This is a genomic window from Rhizobium oryzicola, assembly GCF_030504645.1.
GTDB classification, from domain to species: domain Bacteria; phylum Pseudomonadota; class Alphaproteobacteria; order Rhizobiales; family Rhizobiaceae; genus Neorhizobium; species Neorhizobium oryzicola.
Map to the genome: position 1 here is coordinate 95,805 of NZ_JAUKWQ010000008.1, position 18,892 is coordinate 114,696.

General features: G+C 60.5%; 20 protein-coding genes. 13 read left to right on the forward strand and 7 right to left on the reverse strand.

Features of this window, described 5'->3' with window-relative positions; all coding sequences use genetic code 11:
• The first annotated feature begins 103 nt into the window (after positions 1-103).
• Complete coding sequence (locus tag Q2T52_RS20300) at positions 104-613, forward strand: DUF4405 domain-containing protein (protein WP_302078671.1); 510 nt, start codon at positions 104-106, stop codon at positions 611-613.
• A 7-nt stretch (positions 614-620) separates the two neighbouring features.
• On the opposite strand, the gene Q2T52_RS20305 is transcribed toward Q2T52_RS20300, so the two are convergent.
• Positions 621-1,745, reverse strand: coding sequence for an ATP-dependent DNA helicase (locus tag Q2T52_RS20305; protein WP_302078672.1), 1,125 nt, complete (start codon positions 1,743-1,745; stop codon positions 621-623).
• Between the two features lie 148 nt (positions 1,746-1,893).
• Here Q2T52_RS20305 and Q2T52_RS20310 point away from each other — a divergent pair, with 148 nt between their 5' ends.
• The 3 genes from Q2T52_RS20310 to Q2T52_RS20320 are packed head-to-tail and all read left to right on the forward strand — an operon-like array spanning position 1,894 to position 3,595.
• Entirely contained in the window at positions 1,894-2,277 is a 384-nt protein-coding gene (locus Q2T52_RS20310) for a COG4315 family predicted lipoprotein (protein WP_302078673.1), read from the forward strand.
• 29 nt (positions 2,278-2,306) lie between these two features.
• Positions 2,307-2,822: an RNA polymerase sigma factor gene (locus Q2T52_RS20315; RefSeq protein ID WP_302078674.1), complete on the forward strand. Its 516-nt coding sequence runs from the start codon at positions 2,307-2,309 to the stop codon at positions 2,820-2,822.
• Positions 2,819-3,595, forward strand: a complete 777-nt coding sequence (locus Q2T52_RS20320) for an anti-sigma factor family protein (RefSeq protein WP_302078675.1) — start codon at positions 2,819-2,821, stop codon at positions 3,593-3,595. The genes Q2T52_RS20315 and Q2T52_RS20320 overlap by 4 nt, the downstream gene beginning before the upstream one ends.
• A 12-nt stretch (positions 3,596-3,607) precedes the next feature.
• Here Q2T52_RS20320 and Q2T52_RS20325 read toward each other — a convergent pair whose 3' ends face one another.
• Genes Q2T52_RS20325 through nthA form a run of 3 tightly spaced genes read right to left on the reverse strand, consistent with a single transcriptional unit; the run spans position 3,608 to position 5,281 of the window.
• Entirely contained in the window at positions 3,608-3,979 is a 372-nt protein-coding gene (locus Q2T52_RS20325; protein ID WP_302078676.1) for a nitrile hydratase accessory protein, read from the reverse strand.
• Positions 3,966-4,625, reverse strand: coding sequence for a nitrile hydratase subunit beta (nthB, locus tag Q2T52_RS20330; protein WP_302078677.1), 660 nt, complete (start codon positions 4,623-4,625; stop codon positions 3,966-3,968). The genes Q2T52_RS20325 and nthB overlap by 14 nt, the downstream gene beginning before the upstream one ends.
• On the reverse strand, positions 4,622-5,281 hold the full coding sequence (gene nthA / locus Q2T52_RS20335; RefSeq protein WP_302078678.1) for a nitrile hydratase subunit alpha: 660 nt from the start codon (positions 5,279-5,281) through the stop codon (positions 4,622-4,624). The genes nthB and nthA overlap by 4 nt, the downstream gene beginning before the upstream one ends.
• A gap of 207 nt (positions 5,282-5,488) precedes the next feature.
• Here nthA and Q2T52_RS20340 point away from each other — a divergent pair, with 207 nt between their 5' ends.
• The 6 genes from Q2T52_RS20340 (at position 5,489) to Q2T52_RS20365 (ending at position 11,499) form a co-directional block, all read left to right on the forward strand.
• Positions 5,489-6,535: a helix-turn-helix domain-containing protein gene (locus tag Q2T52_RS20340; protein ID WP_302078679.1), complete on the forward strand. Its 1,047-nt coding sequence runs from the start codon at positions 5,489-5,491 to the stop codon at positions 6,533-6,535.
• A gap of 444 nt (positions 6,536-6,979) precedes the next feature.
• Complete coding sequence (locus Q2T52_RS20345) at positions 6,980-7,588, forward strand: RhiA family protein (RefSeq protein WP_302078680.1); 609 nt, start codon at positions 6,980-6,982, stop codon at positions 7,586-7,588.
• 65 nt (positions 7,589-7,653) lie between these two features.
• On the forward strand, positions 7,654-8,277 hold the full coding sequence (locus Q2T52_RS20350) for a RhiA family protein (protein ID WP_302078681.1): 624 nt from the start codon (positions 7,654-7,656) through the stop codon (positions 8,275-8,277).
• Positions 8,278-8,403: 126 nt separating this feature from the next.
• A complete protein-coding gene (locus tag Q2T52_RS20355) occupies positions 8,404-8,937 on the forward strand; it encodes a hypothetical protein (protein ID WP_302078682.1) in 534 nt (177 codons plus the stop codon).
• Positions 8,938-9,078: 141 nt separating this feature from the next.
• Positions 9,079-9,924, forward strand: coding sequence for an aldo/keto reductase (locus Q2T52_RS20360; RefSeq protein WP_302078683.1), 846 nt, complete (start codon positions 9,079-9,081; stop codon positions 9,922-9,924).
• Between the two features lie 324 nt (positions 9,925-10,248).
• Positions 10,249-11,499 (forward strand): DUF6250 domain-containing protein, encoded by a 1,251-nt coding sequence (locus Q2T52_RS20365; protein ID WP_302078684.1) that lies wholly within the window; start codon positions 10,249-10,251, stop codon positions 11,497-11,499.
• 94 nt (positions 11,500-11,593) lie between these two features.
• On the opposite strand, the gene ilvN is transcribed toward Q2T52_RS20365, so the two are convergent.
• Positions 11,594-12,166 (reverse strand): acetolactate synthase small subunit, encoded by a 573-nt coding sequence (gene ilvN, locus Q2T52_RS20370; protein WP_302078685.1) that lies wholly within the window; start codon positions 12,164-12,166, stop codon positions 11,594-11,596.
• A gap of 36 nt (positions 12,167-12,202) precedes the next feature.
• Positions 12,203-13,981 (reverse strand): acetolactate synthase 3 large subunit, encoded by a 1,779-nt coding sequence (locus Q2T52_RS20375; protein ID WP_302078686.1) that lies wholly within the window; start codon positions 13,979-13,981, stop codon positions 12,203-12,205.
• Positions 13,982-14,395: 414 nt separating this feature from the next.
• Between Q2T52_RS20375 and Q2T52_RS20380 the strand changes: the two genes are divergently transcribed.
• A complete protein-coding gene (locus tag Q2T52_RS20380) occupies positions 14,396-16,432 on the forward strand; it encodes an ATP-binding protein (protein WP_302078762.1) in 2,037 nt (678 codons plus the stop codon).
• Here the strand turns inward: Q2T52_RS20380 and miaA are convergent.
• Positions 16,417-17,340, reverse strand: a complete 924-nt coding sequence (gene miaA, locus Q2T52_RS20385) for a tRNA (adenosine(37)-N6)-dimethylallyltransferase MiaA (RefSeq protein WP_302078687.1) — start codon at positions 17,338-17,340, stop codon at positions 16,417-16,419. The two genes, Q2T52_RS20380 and miaA, sit on opposite strands and share 16 nt — an antisense overlap.
• On the opposite strand from miaA, the gene serB reads away from it, so the two are divergent.
• Both serB and Q2T52_RS20395 read left to right on the forward strand, forming a co-directional pair.
• Positions 17,339-18,232 carry a phosphoserine phosphatase SerB gene (gene serB, locus Q2T52_RS20390; RefSeq protein WP_302078688.1) on the forward strand — a complete coding sequence of 298 codons (894 nt, stop codon included), beginning with the start codon at positions 17,339-17,341 and terminating at the stop codon, positions 18,230-18,232. The genes miaA and serB overlap by 2 nt on opposite strands.
• Positions 18,229-18,831, forward strand: a complete 603-nt coding sequence (locus tag Q2T52_RS20395) for a GNAT family N-acetyltransferase (RefSeq protein ID WP_302078689.1) — start codon at positions 18,229-18,231, stop codon at positions 18,829-18,831. Before serB ends, Q2T52_RS20395 begins: the two co-directional genes overlap by 4 nt.
• Positions 18,832-18,892 lie beyond the last annotated feature (61 nt).

An 18,892-nucleotide genomic window follows, 5' to 3' on the forward strand; every position in this document is an offset into this window, starting at 1 on the left:
ACATCTGTGCGTATAACTTTAATTGCTAAATTGTAACGTGACCCGCCTTAGATGCCGCATTACTGGTTGAAGGAGATTCTCTAGAACCAGATGCGGTCACATCATGCCAGCTTTACTCTCTCGTTACGCAACCCCATTCATAACGGGGCTGTTTCTCGTATCTCTTCTTTCCGGCGTGGCGATCTTCTTCCATTGGGGGCCTGGCGCGTTCCACGGCATCCATGAATGGCTGAGCATGGTGCTGATCCTGCCTTTCGTCCTGCATCTTTGGAAAAACTGGCGTCCGCTGTCCGCCTATATGAAGCGCCCGCCCATGGCTATTGCGCTGGTGGTTTCCGTTCTGGCATCGCTGGCTTTCTTCATTCCCTCAGGCTCGCCGGACGGTGGACAAAGAGCCGGCAATCCACAGGCCGTCTTCCAGCTTCTGAGCAATGCCAAGATCGCACAGGTCTCGGCCATTATCGGCAGGACGGAAGCCGATCTGGTTGCCGAACTGCAGAAGGCTGGCTTTGCCTCGGCGGCACCGGACATGACATTGAGCGCCATCGCCAGTGCATCGGGCAAAAGCGACCGCGAGCTGATCGGCAAGGTGGCATCGCTGCGCCCACGCTGAACAAGAGTCAGCGAACGATCGTCAGCGTTTCGGCCGCACGCGTGATGGCCGTATAAAGCCAGCGCTCGCGCGTGTCGCGGAAGGCCCAGCTCTCATCGAACAGAACGACATTGTTCCACTGCGAACCTTGCGCCTTGTGGACGGTCAGCGCATAGCCGAAATCGAACTCGTCATAACGCTTGCGTGTCGTCCAGGGGATTTCCCCCTCTTCCTCGAAGGCCTGCTTCAACAGCTTGATTTTCGCTGCACCCCGATCCATGTCGTCGTCTTCGGGCCTGATCATCAGGTTGATGCCGGGCTTCACTGTCTCGCGCGATGAGCTCATGACCTGCCACAGCGAACCATTCAGCAAGCCCTTGGCTGGATCGTTGCGCAGGCAGACCAGCTTGTCACCGGATTGCGGATAGGGCAGCGAAAAACCCTTCAGCTCCCGCAGGCGCTGGTTATAGCGCCTGCGCGTCTTGTTGGTGCCGACCAGCACCTGATCCGCTTCCAGCACGATGGTCTGGTTCACCTCGTTGCGGGAGATGACCTGCGCCGTGCCGTAATCGCCATACATGATCTCCTTGCCCTCGCGCACCTGCATGGCAAGCTTGATGATCGGGTTGTCGCGCGCCTGGCGATGGATTTCCGTCAGCAGGAAATCAGGCTCCTGCTCGGTGAAGAACCCGCCGCCGGAGACTGGCGGCAGCTGGCCCGGATCGCCCAGCACCAGAATGGGCGTGCCGAAGCTCATCAAATCCTTGCCCAGCTGCTCATCCACCATCGAGCATTCGTCGATGACGATCAGCGCCGCCTTGGCGACCGGGCTCTGGCGATTGATGGAAAACATCGGCGCAATCGAGGTCTTGCCGGTTTCCTCGTCCTCAACCGCCTCTTCGCCGCGGGGGCGATAGATCAGCGAGTGAATGGTCTTGGCATTGGAGGCGCCACGCGACCGCAGAACCTGCGCGGCCTTGCCGGTGAAGGCGGCAAACAGAACATCGCCATCCACATGCTCGGCGAAATAGCGGGCAAGCGTCGTCTTACCCGTACCGGCATAGCCGAACAGGCGGAACACGGGCTGCTTGCCTTCCTTCAACCAGGCGGCAACAGCCTTCAGGGCTTCATCTTGCTGCGGAGCAAATTGCATGGGGCGACATGGCAGGATTCTCAGGCCGCAGGCAACCGGAAAAGCCGTTCCGCAAAAATTTGTGTGTGGGCCGGGAATAAACGGGATGGCTGTGGTGTCTCATGTCGGGCGCGGCATGAGGCCCGCCTGACATCACGGAGGACACCCCATGACATTCATCCGCATGACGGCGGCAACGGCCGCATTTCTCGCCTCTGTCACGCTGGCCTTCGCAGCCGGCGCACCGGTCAAGACGGTCGACAGCGCCAAGGGCAAGGTGCTTGCCGGCGAAAACGGCATGACGCTCTACACCTTCAAGAAGGACACAAAGGGCGTTTCCAATTGCGAAGGCCAATGCCTTGCCAACTGGCCGCCGCTGAAGGCTTCGGCAGATGCCAAGGATGCGGGCGCCTACACGGTCATCACCCGCAAGGATGGTTCCAAACAATGGGCCAAGGACGGCATGCCGCTCTACTACTGGGTCAAGGACATGAAGGCGGGCGACATCACCGGCGACGGCGTTGGCGGCAACTGGGATCTGGCCCGCCCCTGATCATGGCTCTGATCATGGTATTGTAGGCTATGAAAACGCCTTCCGAGTCGAGCTTCGAGGGCCAGATCCTGGCCCTCCTTCCAGCGCTTCGCCGCTATGCGCGCAGCCTTGCCCGCTCGGATGCGGAGGGCGAAGATCTGTTGCAGGACAGTCTTGAGACGGCATTGACTCGTCGTGGCCAATGGCGAGGTCTCAACCTGCGCAGCTGGCTCTTGACGATCATGACGCGTCGCTATCGCAATGGGCTTCGCTACCGCACCCGCCACCCGGATACCGACATTGAGGAGGCGCTGAATGTGCCGGCACCGGTTGCAGTCTCCGACCCCTTGGAGCGGCGGCGCTTGGAGGTGGCGCTGAACAGCCTGCCCGAAGAGCAGCGCGCCGTGCTGATGCTGGTCGTCCTTGAAGGCTGCGCTTACGCTGATGTCGCAACCATGCTGGACATTCCTGTCGGAACCGTCATGTCGCGGCTGGCGCGGGCACGGCAGAAAATCAGTGAGAGCATGCAGGCGGAAAACATCATTCCGCTGAGGAGACCGAAATGACGAGCCACGACATCCGACCTTCGGAGGACGAGCTGCACGCCTTTTCCGATGGCCAGTTGACGCCGGACCGGCAGGAAACCGTTGCGGCATGGCTTGCGGACAACCCTGAGGATGCCGCCCGTGTGTCCGCGTGGCAGGCGCAGGGAAGCGCCATTCGTACGCTGTTTGCGCCTTATGAGCGACGAGGCGCCGGAGATGGTCGCCTTCTCAAGCCCGTACGGCACAGCACCTTTGGCCGCAGGCTTGCGCTGGCGGCAGCCGCGGCTCTTCTGTTCGTAGCGGGTGTCGGCACCGGCACGCTGCTTCCCGTGTCAGGCGCCCAGAAACAGCCCGTTCTTGCCTCAACTGATCTACCGGATGAAGCCCATGCGGCCTATCTCATCTATGCCAGTGAAGTGCGCCATCCTGTCGAAGTCGCGGCCACCGAGGAGGCGCATCTCGCGACCTGGCTCGGCAAGCGGCTGTCCCGCACCAACCTGAAAGTACCGAACCTCGGCTCGCTCGGCTTTCATCTGGTCGGTGGGCGGCTGGTGCCGGTGGACGGACAGGCCGGCGCGCTGTTCATGTATGAGGACCAGAACGGCCAGCGCCTGACCATGCTGGTGGGCCGCAATGGCGAGAGCCGCGAAACCAGCTTCCGCTTTGCCGCCGTCGGCAAGGTCGAAACCTTCTACTGGATCGACAACGGCTTCGGCTATGCGGTCACGGGGGAAGTGCCGCGCGAACTGCTGCGGAAAGTGGCGGAGGAATGCTACCGCCAGTTTCCGGCCTGAAGTGATCGCGCCTTACCGTAGCGGATCGTTTTCCAACACGATGGGTGATCCATGCGGCGTGGCCTCCGCTGCCCGCTGCCAGCTATGCTGGAGGGCCAGAACCGTCTCCTGGTCCGCAACGCCCTTCTCCGCCAGGAGATGGCTGAGCGCCGCCACCCAGGCATCGAAATAGTCGGCCCCATCCCGTGCCCGCTCCGGTCGATGCACCTCGCGTGACAGCGAAGCCGCCCATTCGTTCCAGCCGAATACGCCGCGTTCATGCAGATGCACCGTCAGCGCAAAGGCCTGCGCCTGCCAGGGTTCGGCAAACACCGGATCGCCCTCGGCAGAGCGTGGCAGGCCCTCCGCCTCGGTAAACGGACTTGAGGTCTCACACTGGCTCAAGATAGCTCTCCCAAGCGTCGATGGAGACGGTGAGTGTGGGGTCGCTCCCCCTGCCCCAGATCTCTTCGCCATCGAAAACCACCGTATAGACCCATTGCGGATTTTCGCCGCGCCCATGGGCGTTATCGTCAGGATAGACGAACGAGCCCTGCACGGCCTCGACTACGCCGATCTTTGCACGTGCATAGCGCGGCAGGCGTGTATGGCCTATCGGGTTGATGTTCAGCGTACGAACCTTCTGCCCCACCACGAAGCGGGGAGCCGTGTCCAACGGCCGGTCGCACGGGCCACCCTTGGCGAGAACACCGGCGACCATATCCGCCTTCAGCACCCGCTTCGGCACGGCACCGGGCTCACGCGCATGACCGGCCTCGATTTCCGCAGGCTTCACGAATCCATGCCGCTCCAGCAGCACTTCCAGAGCGCGGATCCAGATTTCGTAATAGCTGGCGGAGAGATAGTTCGCCGGCGGAATGCATTCGCGCGCGTGGCGGCTTTCATCGATCGTCCAGGCCCCGAAAGCGCCGCAGGAGAGTGTGATGCCGAGCGCCCGCTTTTCCCATTCACCGTGGAAATAGGGTTCGTTGGGTTCGGGCGCGACGGGGCCAAAACCCATCTGGCCACCGAGGTCATGGGGTCCGTTCATGGTGCCCTGCCCTTAACTGATGATGCAAGGCCGGTGCCGATCATCGAATCGCGAGTCACCAGATCCGCCAGTTCTTCCTGGGTCCAGCCTTCAGTGCCCTCAGGTCGCTCTGGCACCACGAGGTAGCGCAGCTCGGCGGTCGAATCCCAGACGCGAATCTTTGTGGTTTCCGGCAGGCTCACGCCAAACTCCGCGAGCACGCCGCGTGGATCGATCACCGCACGGGAACGATAGGCAGGCGCCTTGTACCAGACAGGCGGCAGACCCAGCACCGCCCAGGGGTAACAGGAGCAGAGCGTGCAGACGACGAGGTTATGCGTCTCCGTGGTATTGAACACCGCCCGCATATGTTCGCCCTGCCGCCCGGTAAAGCCCATGCTGGCGATTGCCGCCGTCGCATCCCGCTTCAACCAGTCCGCGAAATCGGATTCTGCCCAGGCACGGGCCACGACAAGCGCGCCATTACGTGGTCCAACCCGCGTTTCATAGGTCTCGACAATCGCGTCGAGGGCAGCCGGATCGATCAGCCCCTTTTCCGTCAGCACCGTTTCCAGCGCCCGCACGCGGGCCTGCATGTCGGAATAGTGGTTGTCGTGGTGATGGTGGTCATGATCATGGTCGTGCCCGTCGGCGCCATGATGGTGATGCGTGCTCATGCTGATCTCCTCATATGCTGCATAGACACCACCACCATCGGGGCCGGTCAAGAGAGCAAACGACGCTCGCGATTGCGCACGACACTTGAGGTTCAAGCAGCCGCATAAAACTCATAGAATTTATTCCTATACAATCAAAAGTTATGCTGATTATATTCCTTACGCAACCAATAGAGGTATTGCGTGGGAGCAGGCAATCCAGTCAGCATGGCCGGGACCGCCGTATCAGACCCGCTGGAACGCGTCGCGATCCGGCTGGATGATATGAGGTCCGTCTATGCTGCGCGCGAAAGCCTGGATGCGCTCTTCAACTTTACCCCGGAGGGGCTGGGTGACAAAGACGGCTCTCGCGCCAAGCTACAAGCCTATCATTTCGGTTTCTTTTTGCTTTGCCATACAACCGGCCTTTCCGGGCGGCTGACACGATCGGCAGCGCAAGCGGGACTGGATGACCTTGACCATCTCGTGGTTACAATGCCGATCAGTGGCGCCATCGGATTTGCCGGCCTCCACCCATGCATCATACGTGCAGGCGATGTGGCCATCAGCGACTTACGCGACGAGATCGCCTGTACGCTTCGCGACAGTGACGCTCTTCATCTCATTCTGCCGCGGCTTTTTCTTCCCTCATCTGTGGCGCCACCTGATCGGATGGAGCCACGAATTCTGCGCGGCGAAAGGGTATCAACGGCGTTTCTCCGAGAGCTCACTGTCAGCCTCGCACGCATGCCGGATTATGCCGGACGCGAGGAGGCAATGGCACTGGCCGCAGTGTTGCGTGCGCCCCTCGCCCTCTGCCTTGGAACAACGGAGCGGGGAACGGACCGGCCGGATGCCGGCCGCCGCATGCGCGAAATGCGCCGCCACATCGAGGACAACCTCACCGATCCATCCTTGAACCCAGCCGCCTTGAGCGACCGCTTCGGCCTGTCGCGCAGCCAGCTGTTTCGCCAGTTCGAAGGATCTGGCGGCGTTGAAACCTTCATCCGCAAAAGAAGACTGCGCCGGGCGCTGATGGATCTGGCCGACCCGTCGATGTTTCACCGGCGTATCGGCGATATCGCCTATGACGCGGGCTTCCAGGACGAGGCGCATTTCAGCCGGCTCTTTCGCACCAGTTTCGGCGCCTCGCCGCGTAGCTTTCGCACCAAGGCGAAACTCGGCCTGCTGCCGACGCCGCGCAAGCATGCTGCACCTTCACAAGACCCGGCAAGCCGGTTCCGCCAGTGGCTGATTGAGCTTGGCGATGTTTGACCCTCTGCCTGACCCCAACTCCTTTGGGACGCTGATCCAAGTTTTTGGGACGCACGCCCCCGGACGGAAAGGCCTGATTTGCCTAGGTTCCAACTCAAGCAACGGCAAAAGCAGAACGCGAAGCGGCCAAGGCGAAAACGGAACCAAGGACTTCAGGCATGATGCTGCGACCACTCGACGGAACACCAACGCCCACCCCGCAGGCCACCCAAGCAAACTGACCCCAACCCAAGATTTGCGGAGACGAAAATGGCGGAAGCCTCTGCTGCCGCCTGCTGCGTCTCCACGGCCGGACCTCAGAGGGTCTGGTGCACCGAACTCCATCTCCGTCGGGAAGACCGCCCGCGACCTGGCGGAGATGGACGAGCCGACGCCCGAGTACCTCCCGACGGGCGTCGGCTCCCCTTGATCCGGGAGATTCACCAAAACAGAAAGGTACTTTCCATGACCAGCTATTCGCTGACCTGCGTCAACGACTCCCAGCTTTCCGGCAGCTTCGCCGTGTTCCAGAAACCGCTTCCCTCCACCATGCCCGGCAATGTCTTCTCGCTCGCCTGGTTCGCACGTCCGGCAGCCCCGGGGTCGCGCGTCACCTTCACCTGGGGTCTGGATTACTGCTTCACCTGGTCTGAAACCGGCATCCTGAAGCCCGGCGTCAGGTTTGCCGCTTCGCAAGTGGTGGCAGCCGATACGAACGGCCTCAACCAGATCGAACTGAAGAAGGACGATTATGGTGCAACCACCTTCTCTAACCTTGGCTCCGGCGGCTCGCTGGGCTCCCTGACGATCAAGCAGCTCTCCAACGTCAAGCCGAACGAAACCTCCGTCGGTATCGGCATGGCAGGCTCCGGCACCTTCGCCGTGCAGGCGCAGCCGAACATGACGGCCGTCTTCACACCCCACCCGAACTACTGGGTGATCTTCGGCAATTTCGAAACCGGCGACGTCATGGACATCCAGGATGTGACACAGGCCGTCGAGGTCACCTATGGCGGCGCCCGCACCGCGCGCACGGCCGTCCTCAACCTCGACAACATGATCACGGTCTCCTGACCAAGAAACCCGGTGGCTGTGCAAGCCGCAGCCACCGGCCAAACCGCGATACCGGAGATCTGCAGATGGATTACAGCCTGACTTGTACCAATGCTTCCAACATGCACGGCAATTTTGTCCTGTTCCAGCGCCCGGAGGGAAGCGAAGGTTCTGCCCATATCCGCAGCCTTGCATGGCTGTCCCGACCGGCCGCGCCCGGCACCTCCATCACCTTCTGCTGGAATGACAGGACAAGCTTCTTCTGGGGAGAGCGGAGCGGACCCGAGGACAAGGGCCGGGTGCGCATTTCGCAAGAGGTGGAAGCCGATCCGGAGCGCAACAATCTGGTGGACCTGAAATCCGATGGCTTTGCCAGCCCGGTCTTTTCCAACCTGCGCGCCGAAACCTCCTTCGGCGGATTGACGATCCGACAGATGCACGCGCGCTTCGATTTTCCCGTCTATCACGGCATTGCCCGCGGCGGCAGTGCGCTGCTGGCGGCGCCCTTCAACATGAATGTCAGCACCACCTTCATCATCGATCCGATCAGTTACTGGGTCCACTTCGATGATTTCAAGGCCGGTGAAGTGCTGGACCCGATCCGTCTGGACGGAAGCCACAGGATCGAACTGAGCCCGGCGCGACCGACGCGTGCGGTGATCATGGGCACCGACAACATCATCCGGCATGCGCCGGAAAATCATTGGTGAGGCCAGCATTACCTTTCAGACATTCGCGTCGTCCAGGCGGCGCAACATCCACTCCGGCCAGGGCGGAGCCGGCGTACCCACCCTGCATGACGCAGGGGCCAACCACCCTCAAAACGGAGAATGATGATGAAAATCTCTTTGAATTTCGCCAATCCGATCAGGCATATCCTGATCACCCTCGGCCTTCTGGTCACGGTTGTTGCGACGGCCGCGCCGGCATCGGCGGAATACATCTATCGAGGCCTGCTGACGGACAAGCAGGGTGCATTGGACCTACGCACAGCACGGTTTCCGTTTAACCCCACGCTCTCCTTTAACAAGAGCCTTGCGAATATCGCTGCTGCACCCTCTGGCTTCAAATGCGCACTCCGGCTAAATACGGCCAAGGCGATCCCCCAGGTGGGAGATAGCTCTACCATCGTCGGTTTCGGCATCTTCACGGCCACCTTTGACCAAGCTCTTCCCACCCCTCCAGCGGGTCATGTGAGTGTTACGCCTTCTGTGCCAGCAACGATGCCAAACCCAGCTCAGCAGTTCGCAAATGACCTAAAGGCAACGGCACTGGCTAATCCTGGTACCTTTGCTGACACGTACATCGTGGGCGTTCCTGGCCACGAGTCGGACGATGATTGCCGAGATCGTCCCAAGTCCTTCAACTAGCTTCTCACAACTGAGCGCCCTCGTGCTAAGCGGGGGCGCACTCCATAGAAAATCTCAACTGGATCTTTCAACGCTTCTTCCGGCGGTCCCCTACCATTATATTGGCTCTCACAAGCGCAGTTGCGACGGAGCAGCGAACCCATGGAAAACGAAATTCCTTTTGTAAGCCTATCTTCAGGCATCCAGATCCCCTCGCTCGGTATCGGCACCTGGAAGATGGGCGAGGACCACCGCCATCGTGCCTCCGAGATCGCGGCCCTGCAGGCGGCAATTGATCAGGGCATGACGGTGATCGACACCGCCGAAATGTATGGCGAGGGCGCCGCCGAAGAAGTAGTGGGCGAAGCCATCGTAGGCCGCCGCGACGATGTCTTCCTCGTCAGCAAAGTGTATCCTTGGAATGCCAGCCGTCGCGGCGTCATTGAAGCCTGTGAGAGGAGCCTCCACCGCCTCGGCACGGACCGCCTTGATCTTTACCTGCTGCATTGGCGCGGAGAACATCCGCTTGAGGAAACCGTTGGCGGTTTCGAAGACCTCAAGGCCGCCGGCAAGATCGGCGCCTGGGGTGTTTCCAACTTCGATGTCGACGACATGGAAGAACTGATTTCCGTGCCGGGCGGCGAATACTGCGCCGCCAATCAGGTGCTGTTTAATCTTGCGCGCCGCGGCATAGAATACGATCTCCTGCCCTGGTGCCAGCAGCGTTCCATCCCTATCATGGCATATTCGCCCATCGAGCAGGGCCGGCTGCTGCGCCACCCGGAACTGGTGCGGATCGCAAAGACCTATCAGGCAACGCCGGCCCAGGTGGCGCTGGCCTTCGTTCTGGAACGTGAAGGTGTCGTTGCGATCCCGAAGACCTCAAGCGTAGCACGCGTTGCAGAAAACCGTGGCGCGATCGACCTCGACATCAGTGACGAGGACTGGGACGCACTGGATGACGCATTTCCTCCACCCACGCGCAAGCAAGCACTGGCAATGATCTGACGCGAGCTGGATTCTACTTCTAAGCGTCCGGCCGCAAGCCGTTGGTATTCGATAGGTGCGCCGCAAAGCATTCGGACAGTTCTTCAAATCTGTTTCCGATACTTTCGGGCGCTCCACCCCGATGAGCGGGATGTTCGATGACGATGGCTTTGCAACCGAGGCTGTTCGCGGATCTTCACGTTCGGGGCATGGAGCGGTTGTAATTTTCCACCGCCTTTTGATCTGGTCCAGACCCTGACCAATCAGATCGCCCTTTACCTGATCCCAACGAGGCTATTCATGGCTCCAGTCATTCTTGTCACATTCGCCGGACGCGAAAAAAGGATGAGCATTCTCAACCAGTATGTGCGCCGGGCGCTTGAGATCGGCTTGATCGACGAATGGCACATCTGGGATCTGACACGCACAGCAAGCGACCATGAATGGCTGAACCGCGAGTTTGGCCCAGTGCGTTTCATGAAATCGGCAGCGGCCTATCAGAGACATGGCAAGCTTGACGCCATCAGCCCGTTCCGTGCGCGCATTTCGATCACCAACGACCTGCACCTCGCCGTCTTGCCGAAGAATGATCCCGATCACTTCTATGAAATCGTCGTAGGCGGCTGGAGCAATGCTGCATCAGCGCTTCGCCGCCTGCCGCGCGAGCGCCTGAAGAACCTGGACCGAGATGATGTCCAGCAGTTGTGGATGAGCCAAACGCCAAGTGTACTCAGCCCGGGCAAGCCGAACGAGGTCGTGCTGTCCATCGAGTCAGATGGAACGCTTGCGGTCTTCGTGAACGGTGCGACCGTCGGCGCATGGACCGGCCTTGCCCTTGATGATGGTGCTGAGATCATGCTGCGCGGCGGCTGGGGCGGCGATCTTGAACTGCCCGATGTCAAGGCTCCCATCCGCCGCTATATCGGCGACACCTCCGCGCGCCTTCCGTACTGGCATGCCTATGCCTATTACGCCAAACATATCACGGCATTCGAGGATTCCCTTTTTCTCAAATGCGATGACGATATCGTCTACATGGATCTGGAAAAGCTGGCGGGCTTCATCGAATTCCGCCGCCGCAACCCGAATTATTTCGTGGTCTCCGCCAACGTCGTGAACAATGGCGTCTGTGCTTATCTGCAACAGCTTGCCGGTTCGCTTCCCACATCCGTTGGTGAATTTGAGAACCCGCCGGGTGGCCATGAGGGCACGCTGTGGGGCAGCGCGGCAAAGGCTACAGCATTACATGATTACGTGCTGCAGCAATCCATGCCTAACCTGCCGCTTCCTTCGCCTGTCATCGAGTGGGATCAACGCCAGTCGATCAACTTCATCGCCTGGATGGGTCGCGACATTCAACATCTGGCCCTTGGTCCCTGTGATGACGAACACGCGGTCACCGTGTCGCTTCCCCGATTCCTGAACCGCAAGACGGCGATCTATTCAGACTTCACCGTCAGCCATCTGAGCTTCGGGCCGCAGGAGTCGGGTCTCAATGTCGACGATCTGACCGCACGCTATCATGCGCTGATGGAAAGGCAGCTTGGCAGCCAGAAGGCGACCGAAATGCCGGAGCTTGCGCGTCAGGCTTCGTAACCGCCTGGAAATACCTGTAGAGCCCGGATCCTATCAATCCGGGCTCTATCTTTGATAATGACAGGTTGCCGTCTCAATCCCGCTCAAACAAACCTTACATGCCCTGCGGGCCGCGGTTCATCGCGGCAATGCCGGTGCGGCAGATCTCGGTCAGGCCGAGCGGCTTCATCACGGCCACGAACTGGTCGATCTTGGACGACTTGCCGGTGATCTCAAAAATAAAGTGCGAGACAGTCGCATCCACCACCTTGGCGTGGAAGGCGTCAGCCAGGCGCAGCGTCTCGGCACGTGTTTCGCCGTCGCTGACCACCTTGACCAGCGCCACTTCGCGCTCGATCGGACGCTCTTGCCCCAGCTGGCTGGCGCGCACAGTCAGGTCCACGACGCGGTGAACCGGCACGATCCGTTCCAGCTGTGCCTTGATCTGCTCCAGAACGCCGGGCGTTCCCGCCGTCACGATGGTGATGCGCGACAGATGCGCCTCATGCTCCGTTTCCGACACCGTCAGGCTTTCGATGTTGTAGCCACGGCCGGAGAACAGGCCGATGACGCGGGCGAGAACGCCGGGCTCGTTGTTGACGAGAACGGAGAGCGTGTGGCGCTCTTCCTTGGAGGTTTCCTGCTGGATGAAATAGGCCGAACCGGTGGGTTGAAGGTGTGCGTTCATGATGACTGTTCCTCTGAAATGATCCGGTGGCAGCTCTTAAACGAGCTGCCGGCCTTTCGCGTCGATGGCATTGGCAACGGCTTCATCCGTTGCCTCATCCGGCAACAGCATTTCGTTGTGTGCCTTGCCCGACGGAATCATCGGGAAGCAGTTGGCGAGGTTCGCCACGCGGCAGTCGAAGATGACGGGACGCTTCACCTCGATCATTTCGGCGATCTTGCCGTCCAGTTCGGCCGGGTTGTCGCAATACATGCCGACCGCGCCATAGGCTTCCGCCAGCTTGACGAAATCAGGCATGGCTTCCGTGTAGGAGTTGGAGAGGCGGTTACCATGCAGCAGCTGCTGCCACTGGCGCACCATGCCCATGTACTGGTTGTTCAGGATGAAGATCTTGACCGGCAGGTTATACTGGATCGCGCAGGACATTTCCTGGATGCACATCTGGATCGAGGCATCACCGGCAATGTCGATGACGAGCGCTTCCGGATGCGCAACCTGTACGCCGATCGCGGCCGGCAGGCCATAACCCATGGTGCCGAGGCCGCCCGAAGTCAGCCAGCGGTTCGGCTGCTCGAAACCGAAAAACTGGGCTGCCCACATCTGGTGCTGGCCGACTTCCGTGGTGATGAAGGTTTCGCGACCCTTGGATGCCTCATAGAGACGCTGGATCGCGTATTGCGGCATGATGACGTCGTTCGAGTTCTTGTAGGCGAAGGACTTGCGCGCGCGCCAGCGGTTGATCTGCTCCCACCACTCGGCCGTCTGCGCCTTGGCAGGCTTGTTCGGCAGCGCCCGCCAAATGCGAACCATGTCTTCCAGAACCCGGCTGACATCACCAACGATCGGGATGTCGACGCGGACATTCTTGTTGATCGACGACGGATCGATATCGATATGGACCTTGCGGGAATTCGGCGAGAAGGCGTTCAGACGGCCGGTAATGCGGTCATCGAAGCGCGCACCGATGCAGACCATGACGTCGCAATCATGCATGGCCATGTTTGCTTCGTAGGAACCATGCATGCCAAGCATGCCGAGCCAGTTCGGGCCGGATGCCGGATAGGCGCCGAGACCCATCAGCGTGGACGTGATCGGGAAACCGCTGAGCTCAACCAGTTCCCGCAGCAGACGGGTGGCTTCCGGACCAGAATTGATGACGCCACCGCCCGTGTAGAGAACGGGGCGGCGTGCGCTCGCCATCAGCTCAATGGCCGCATGGATGGCATTCAGGTCGCCCTGAACCTTCGGCTGGTAGCTCTTTTCAACAGCATCTTCCGTCTTCGGCGTATAGGTGCCGGTCGCGAACTGGATGTCCTTCGGGATATCGACGACGACCGGGCCCGGGCGACCGGTCTGGGCGATGCGGAAGGCCTCGTGGATGATGGATGCCAGTTCGTTGACGTCCTTGACCAGCCAATTGTGCTTCGTGCAGGGGCGCGTGATGCCGACGGTGTCGCATTCCTGGAAGGCATCCGAACCAATCAGCGTGGTGGGGACCTGACCGGTGAGGCAAACGAGCGGGATGCTGTCCATCAACGCGTCCTGCAACGGCGTCACGGCATTCGTGGCACCCGGACCGGACGTGACCAGCATGACGCCGACCTTGCCGGTGGAGCGCGCATAACCTTCTGCGGCGTGACCGGCGCCCTGTTCATGGCGAACGAGAATGTGCTGGATGTCGTCCTGCTGGAAGATCTCGTCATAGATCGGCAGCACGGCACCGCCCGGATATCCGAAGATATGTTCGACCCCATTGTCCTTCAGGGCCTTCAGAACGATCTCCGCCCCTGTCATCCTATTCTCTGTACCCGTCATGTCGAAAGTCCGTTTTCTGCTGATTGCGACGAGGCCCCGGGGCCTGATTGAAGGCATAAAAAAAGGCCCCTTGAGGGAGCCTTCGGTTAGCGCATGGGTGGCTAATGCCGGATGGTTACACCATCCTGCCCATGCGCCGTCCCACCACGATAAGTGCGTTTGAAATCTTCATGAGGCAGACTGTTAGCCACAAAATTGCGCCGCGTCAACGCAGCTGCGCAAGAAAAGACCAAGAAGGACAATGATAAGCTTGAAAAACAGGCACTTGGAAGAAATGCAACCGGAAACCACTTGTTAAGAATGGGCGCTTAAGGTCCAAAAGTGTGACTATTTCTCAAGTTTGGGCGCAGGTCACGCCACAACCCGCCGCATGAAGAGGCCAATCACTTGAGTGATCACGAGCGCGAACAGCTGATGTCGGCAGCCGAGCGGGAACGGCGTGATACCATGCATCCCGGCAACCGCATGCTGGGCCGGGTCGTTTCTTGCAACGGTTCGCGGGCAACGATTGCAGCACTTGCAGAAGGCGGTTCCACAGAGCTGACAGAGCTCTGGTCGGTCGGCCGACTGATTTCCATCAGCGTTGGCTCCAACCGCGTGGTAGCCCTGACTTATGCCATGTCGACCGGTGGCACGGAATGGGGCGAAGGCCGAGACAACGAGTTCCGTGTCGAAGTGGAACTGATGGGTGAAGTCCGCGTCGGACCTGACGGACGCGAAGAATTCTCTGGCGGCATCTCCCGCTATCCCTATCTCGGCGCCATAGCCCACCGCATCCGCGCAGCAGACCTTCGCCGGATCTATGAAAGCCGCAATTCCGATACCTGTGTCATCGGAAGGCTGACCCAGGATGAATCGATCGAGGCCAGCATCCACATTCCCTCCATGCTGTCGAAGCATTTCGCCATCGTCGGCTCGACGGGCGTGGGAAAGTCGACAGCGGTTTCCCTGCTGCTGCACAAGGCCATCGAGTCCGACCCGAAGCTGCGCGTCCTGATCCTCGACCCGCATAACGAATTTGCAGCAGCGTTCCCCGAAAAGGCGGTCGTCATCGATACCGAAACGCTCGACCTGCCCTTCTGGTTGATGCGGTTGGACGAGTTCGCAGAAGTGGTGTTTCGCGGGCGTCCGCCCGTTGCCGAAGAACTGGATATCCTGCGCGACCTGATTCCTGAAGCCAAACGCGCCTTTCGCGGCGGCGACACGTCGCTGATGCGCCGCAGCACGGAGAAGAGTTCCGTCACAGCCGATACGCCGGTGCCCTATCGCATGGCGGATCTACTTGCGCTGATCGACGAGCGCATCGGTCGCCTGGAAGGGCGCGGCGAGAAACCCTTCCTGCGTTCCGTCAAGATGCGCGTGCAATCGGCGATTAACGATCCGCGCTACCATTTCATGTTCTCCAACAACACGATCAATGACACGATCATGGAGACCATTGCGCATATCTTTCGCATTCCGGGCGACGACCGCCCGATCTGTACCTTCCAGTTGGCGGGCATTCCTTCGGAAGTCGTGAACTCAGTTGCCTCCATCCTTTGCCGCATGTCCTTCGAACTGGCACTCTGGAGCGAAGGCGCGATCCATATGCTTGTGGTGTGCGAGGAAGCGCACCGCTACGTTCCGGCCGATCGCGACCTCGGCTTCTTCCCGACGCGTCAGGCGATTGCCCGCATCGCCAAGGAAGGTCGAAAATACGGCGTCTCGCTCGGCGTGATCACGCAGCGTCCCGGCGAACTGGACCAGACCATCCTTTCTCAATGCTCGACCGTGTTTGCCATGCGTCTTGCCAATGATCGCGACCAGGAGATCATCCGCTCCGCCATTCCGAACTCGTCCATTTCCACAACCAGCTTCCTGTCTTCCATCGGCAATGGAGAGGCGATCGCCTTCGGCGAGGCAATCACCGTGCCCATGCGCATGCGCTTCAGCCGCGTTTCAGAGAATATGCTGCCAAAGGCAAACGGCGTCAGTGAAAAGGGCTCTGAGCAATCGCCTGACAATGTCGATCTGCGCATGGTCGTCCAGCGCATGCGCGCGGTGACCACGCCCGACATTTCAAACTTCCAGCGCTCGTTCGAGCAGAGCTATCCGGGACGGGAAACGCGTACCGAGCCTGGCATGGATGTGCCGGCCAGCAGTGCCGAGGTGGATCGCTGGCGCGAGGAGCTTGTGCGGGAGGAGCCGCGCGCGCCCTCGCCTGCCGCGCCACCGCCGCCACGATCATCGGCCTCGTTAGAGCCCTATCGGCCCGATATGCTGCCTGGCAGAAACCCCGAGCCGGCTACCGCGGAGGCACGCATCATTCGCCGCGAGCTTCCCGCAGCGGACAGCCGTTTCGGGTCCACGGATGATCCCTTACGCGAACGGCAACCCTTGCCGCGACGTGAAGGGTCCTTGCGCGAGAGCCTGCTGAAGCGGCCGCTTTCCAGCCTTTACGACAAGGACTGACCAGCGATCCCCAACGGATCGAACCGTTCCCAGCTGTCATCCATCTGGTTGCGAAACCAGGTCATCTGGCGCTTGGCATATTGCCGCGTGAGCGCCGAGCCGCGCTCAATCACCTGATCGCGCGACATCTCGCCCCTCAGCATGGCTGCGATCTCGGCAACGCCAATGGCCTTCATAGAGGTGGCATCCGCTGGCAGATGAAGCTTCAAAAGCGCCTCCACCTCTTCCACTGCGCCCGTCTCCAGCATGATCTCGAAACGGCGATTGATCCGGTCGTGCAGCACCTTACGCTCCGGCAGCACAACGATCTTGCGAGCCGTCGCGAGATCGATGATGACGGGGCCCGTTGCCGCCTGAAATTCCGCAATCGAACGCCCCGTTGTGAGAACCACCTCCAGCGCCCGCACGATGCGCTGACCATCACTGACCGCCAGACGCGCCGCAACAACAGGGTCGAGACGGCTGAGCTCCTGGTGAAGCGGCTCGGCCCCTTCCGCAATCAGACGTGCCCGCAAGCTCTCCCGCAGATCTGTCGGGATCGCCGGCATCTCCGACAGCCCGCCTGTCAGCGCCTTGAAGTAAAGCCCCGTGCCGCCGACGAACACCGGCAGGCGGCTTTCGTGCCTGATCTCCGGCAGAAGCTGCTGTACCGAACGAAGCCAGTCACCGGTAGAATAAAGCTCTCCCGCCGGCACATGCCCGTAAAGCAGGTGGGGAATGCCTTCCATCTCTTCGTCTGCGGGACGCGCCGTCAGCACGCGCAGCGTATCATAGACCTGCATGCTGTCGGCATTGATCACTACGCCGCCATGCTGCTTTGCGAGCGACAGCGCCAGCGCCGACTTGCCGCTGGCCGTCGGTCCGGTTATCAGGATGGCCCCGCCATTTGGTTCAAGGTCTTTCATCATGGCTCTCGTTGCCACGCTCATTGCCCATCCGTCAAACCCCATCCTGACATCGAAGCTTGGAGAACAGGCCGCAGACGCCGTCAAGGCCTCCGGTCTCTACTGGCTGGCGGATGGCATTGCCTGCGATCTGGCGCTTAAGGATGATGCGGACGCAGCAAACGTGGAAGCCGCCCTTCGCGCCGTCATCGGCTCGGCCCCCATCGATGTGGTGGTTCAGAATGCCGAGACGCGACGCAAGAAGCTTCTGATCGCCGATATGGACTCCACTATGATCGGCCAGGAATGCATTGACGAACTGGCGGATGTGGTGGGTCTGAAGGACAAGGTGGCGACGATCACCGCCCGCGCTATGAATGGCGAGATCGCCTTCGAGCCGGCCCTGCGCGAGCGCGTTGCACTGCTGAAGGGATTACCAATTTCGGTCGTAGATGAAGTCATCGAAAAGCGCATCACTTTAACCTCGGGCGGGTTGGAGCTGCTCGCCACCATGCGCGCCCGCGGCCACCACACCGCGCTCGTGTCCGGCGGCTTCACGGTCTTCACCAGCCGCATCGCCGACATGCTAGGCTTCCACGTCAACCGTGCCAACATCCTGCTGGAAGAGGACGGCGTGCTGACCGGCGAAGTTGCGGAACCGATTCTCGGCAAGCAGGCCAAGGTGGATGCGCTGAACGAGATTTCCGCCGAACTCGGCATTTCGCCTGATGAAGCGATCGCGGTCGGCGATGGCGCCAACGACCTCGGCATGCTGGGGCTGGCAGGCTCCGGTGTCGCGCTGCATGCCAAGCCGACTGTGGCCGCCCAGGCGAAAATGCGCATCGACCATGGCGATCTGACCGCCCTCCTCTATATCCAGGGCTATCGCAAGACGGATTTCGTTGTCCCCCAATGAGCTTGACCGAGCCTCGCATCATTCTGGAGACCAAGCGGCTACGCCTGCGCAGCTGGATCGACAGCGATCGCGACCTGTTTCGGGAGATCAACGCCGATCCGAAGGTGATGGAGTTCTTCCCCTTCCGCCGTTCCCATGAAGAAGCCGACGAACTACTGACCCGCGTCAACTCGCTGATCGCGGACCAGATGCTGGGCTTCTTCGCCGTGGAACTGAAGGAAACAGAGGAGCCCATGGGCTTTTGCGGCATTTCGCCTGCCAATATGCCCGGCATCTTCCCCGAAGGCACGATCGAGATCGGCTGGCGGCTTGCGACCCGCTACTGGGGCCATGGCTATATCACCGAAGCGGCCGAGGGACTGCTCGACTATGGCTTCCGCACCATCGGGCTCGGCTGGATCGTCTCCTTCGCGGTGGAAGAGAACCAGCGTTCCACCGCCGTCATGCAGCGTATCGGCATGATCAGGCGGCCGGATCTCGACTTCAATCATCCGCGCGTGCCGGACACGCATCCGCATCTGCAGCGCCATGTGAGCTACGCGATCACGAAGGAGCAATATCTGGAGCGTGGTCGAGTACCACGTGAAGTCGTCACCTAGCTTCATTCCCCCTCTGGCTGCCGCCATCTCCCCCACAAGGGGGGAGAAGACCCGCGGCCAC

Coding starts and splice junctions, on each gene's coding strand:
- Q2T52_RS20300 (WP_302078671.1), top strand. CDS start 104: ATGCCAGCTTTACTCTCTCGTTACGCAACCCCATTCATAACGGGGCTG.
- Q2T52_RS20305 (WP_302078672.1), bottom strand. CDS start 1,745: ATGCAATTTGCTCCGCAGCAAGATGAAGCCCTGAAGGCTGTTGCCGCC.
- Q2T52_RS20310 (WP_302078673.1), top strand. CDS start 1,894: ATGACATTCATCCGCATGACGGCGGCAACGGCCGCATTTCTCGCCTCT.
- Q2T52_RS20315 (WP_302078674.1), top strand. CDS start 2,307: ATGAAAACGCCTTCCGAGTCGAGCTTCGAGGGCCAGATCCTGGCCCTC.
- Q2T52_RS20320 (WP_302078675.1), top strand. CDS start 2,819: ATGACGAGCCACGACATCCGACCTTCGGAGGACGAGCTGCACGCCTTT.
- nthB (WP_302078677.1), bottom strand. CDS start 4,625: ATGAACGGACCCCATGACCTCGGTGGCCAGATGGGTTTTGGCCCCGTC.
- nthA (WP_302078678.1), bottom strand. CDS start 5,281: ATGAGCACGCATCACCATCATGGCGCCGACGGGCACGACCATGATCAT.
- Q2T52_RS20340 (WP_302078679.1), top strand. CDS start 5,489: ATGGCCGGGACCGCCGTATCAGACCCGCTGGAACGCGTCGCGATCCGG.
- Q2T52_RS20345 (WP_302078680.1), top strand. CDS start 6,980: ATGACCAGCTATTCGCTGACCTGCGTCAACGACTCCCAGCTTTCCGGC.
- Q2T52_RS20350 (WP_302078681.1), top strand. CDS start 7,654: ATGGATTACAGCCTGACTTGTACCAATGCTTCCAACATGCACGGCAAT.
- Q2T52_RS20355 (WP_302078682.1), top strand. CDS start 8,404: ATGAAAATCTCTTTGAATTTCGCCAATCCGATCAGGCATATCCTGATC.
- Q2T52_RS20360 (WP_302078683.1), top strand. CDS start 9,079: ATGGAAAACGAAATTCCTTTTGTAAGCCTATCTTCAGGCATCCAGATC.
- Q2T52_RS20365 (WP_302078684.1), top strand. CDS start 10,249: ATGAGCATTCTCAACCAGTATGTGCGCCGGGCGCTTGAGATCGGCTTG.
- ilvN (WP_302078685.1), bottom strand. CDS start 12,166: ATGAACGCACACCTTCAACCCACCGGTTCGGCCTATTTCATCCAGCAG.
- Q2T52_RS20375 (WP_302078686.1), bottom strand. CDS start 13,981: ATGACGGGTACAGAGAATAGGATGACAGGGGCGGAGATCGTTCTGAAG.
- Q2T52_RS20380 (WP_302078762.1), top strand. CDS start 14,396: ATGTCGGCAGCCGAGCGGGAACGGCGTGATACCATGCATCCCGGCAAC.
- serB (WP_302078688.1), top strand. CDS start 17,339: ATGGCTCTCGTTGCCACGCTCATTGCCCATCCGTCAAACCCCATCCTG.
- miaA (WP_302078687.1), bottom strand. CDS start 17,340: ATGATGAAAGACCTTGAACCAAATGGCGGGGCCATCCTGATAACCGGA.
- Q2T52_RS20395 (WP_302078689.1), top strand. CDS start 18,229: ATGAGCTTGACCGAGCCTCGCATCATTCTGGAGACCAAGCGGCTACGC.